The sequence below is a fragment of the Paenibacillus aurantiacus genome (assembly GCF_042431225.1).
Taxonomy (GTDB): domain Bacteria; phylum Bacillota; class Bacilli; order Paenibacillales; family Paenibacillaceae; genus Paenibacillus_Z; species Paenibacillus_Z aurantiacus.
Genome location: NZ_JBHMDO010000051.1, coordinates 1 through 2,230, shown reverse-complemented (window position 1 = coordinate 2,230; position 2,230 = coordinate 1). Strand labels below are relative to the sequence as shown.

2 protein-coding genes are annotated in these 2,230 nt (G+C 48.3%); both read left to right on the top strand.

Going from position 1 to position 2,230, the window contains the following annotated elements:
- On the top strand, window positions 1-658 hold a 658-nt coding region (locus ACFFSY_RS32390), incomplete at its 5' end, for a flagellin (RefSeq protein WP_377502203.1).
- 126 nt (window positions 659-784) lie between these two features.
- On the top strand, window positions 785-2,017 hold the full coding sequence (gene fliB, locus ACFFSY_RS32385) for a flagellin lysine-N-methylase (protein ID WP_377502200.1): 1,233 nt from the start codon (window positions 785-787) through the stop codon (window positions 2,015-2,017).
- The last annotated feature ends 213 nt before the right edge of the window (window positions 2,018-2,230 follow it).

Sequence of the window (2,230 nt, the reverse complement as noted above, 5' to 3'; positions counted from 1 at the left end):
GGAGCAATCCTCCCGCAACGCGCAAGACGGCATCTCCCTGATCCAAACGGCAGAGGGCGCGCTGAACGAAGTACACGCCATTACGCAGCGTATGCGCGAGCTGGCTGTTCAATCGGCGAACGACACGAACGTAACGGCTGACCGTACGTCCCTGAAAGACGAGTACGATGCACTGGCAACCGAGATCGGCCGTATCAACACGGACACCGAGTTCAACACGCAGAAGCTGCTTGACGGCTCCGCAGGTACAGGTGGTAAAGTTCAAATCCACGTGGGCGCGAACAAAGACCAGAAGATCGAGCTGGATCTGAGCACGGACGGCATCAAGCTGACTACGATTCAAGGTGCTCTTGCAGGTGCCGACATCAGCTCGCAAACTGGCGCTGAGGCGGCGATCCAAACGCTGGACGACAACATCGCGAAAATTTCCTCGGGCCGTTCGAAGCTGGGCGCACTGCAAAACCGTCTGGAGCACTCCATCGCGAACGTGGACAACGCAGCCGAGAACCTGACGGCAGCAGAATCCCGCGTACGTGACGTGGACATGGCGAAAGAAATGATGAACCAAACGAAGAACAACATCCTTGCACAAGCCGCTCAAGCGATGCTGGCGCAAGCGAACCAACAGCCGCAAGGCGTTCTGCAGCTGCTCCGTTAATAACATGCTCCTTCAAAAAGGAATGGATTCATCCATTCCTTTTTGCTTGCACAATGCAGTTAAGGGGAAAGGGTAAACAGCTGTTGTTCTCTCGGGCCAATCACTCATATTAGAGGGGGATTTACTTTGACCAATAAAACAGTTCCTACACTTTTCCCGGAATATATCAAGGATTTTTCGTGCGTCGGCGGGGCTTGTGAAGATACATGCTGCTCCGGCTGGCAAGTTCACATAGATGAAGCTTCTTACAAAAAATACAAAAAAGTTAAACAGCATGAGCTTAAGCCGAGCTTGGAGAAAAATATCGTTCGTACCCGTAACAATCCCACTACGCATAATGTAGCGAAAATGAAGATGAACGGAACGAAATGTTCGTTCTTGAGCGAAGAGGGCTGGTGTAATATTCAGCTGAAGCTAGGCGAGAGCTATCTTTGCAATACCTGTACGGTATATCCGAGAAGAGTGAATGTCGTCAACGGCATTACGGAGCGCGCGCTTGTCGTATCTTGTCCGGAAGCGGCCAGACTGATTTTGCTGAACAAAGAGGGCATTCGTTTTGAGCAGGGAGAAGAAGAACAGTCGGAACGCCGTCTGGAAAGCATGTCCTTCTCGACGAATCAGGAAGAAGTTAAGTCCTGGACAGACCTGTTCAATGAATATCGTTACGTTACGATCTTCATCTTGCAGGACCGCAAATATTCGTTGGATGAGCGTCTGCTCATTCTCGGTTTGATGTACAACGAAATTCAAGAGAGCGTGGAAGCGAATAATTTGACGGCGATCCCGGATATTCTCGGCAGATACTTGAAGGCTGCCGAAGACGGACTATTCAAAGGGGAATTCGATAATATTCCGAAGCGCGTAGATATCCAGTTCACCCTCTTGAGAGAGCTTGTACTGCTGCGACTGACGCAAACGATCTCCTCTTCGAGATACCTGGAATGCTCGCGTACGATGATGAGCGGTCTGAAAATTGACGAGAAGCTTTCGGATAAAGAGCTGGAATCGAATTACGACGCCATCTATCACCGTTATTATGCTCCCTTCATGCAAGAACATGAATATATGCTGGAGAACTATCTGGTGAACTACGTATTCAAAAACTGCATGCCGGTTGAGTGCGACACGCCTTTCGAAAGCTACGCCGAAATGATCGTGCACTACTCCCTGATTAAGCTGCATTTGGTCGGTATGGCGAGTCATCATGAAGGCTTGACTACGGACTTGGTCATCAAATTGATCCAGTCGATGTCCAAAACGTTTGAGCATAACAATGTATTCCTTGAGAAAATCATGAACCTGCTCAAAAAGAAGAACTTCCTTTCCTTAACCTATATGTCGATTTTGATTAAGAATTAAAAAAATAGAACTTTTTTCATAAAAACGCTGTAAAAAATGGGATAAGCCTCCGATATATAGAGTAGCAGGAGAAGGAGATGCATCTTCCGACCCATGCTAATCTAAGTAGAACCGCAAGGAAGCGGTTTTCACCTTCCAAGGAGGAAGTCTAGTATGATTATCAACCACAACATTGCAGCACTGAACACGCACCGTCAGCTGTCGGTCAACACG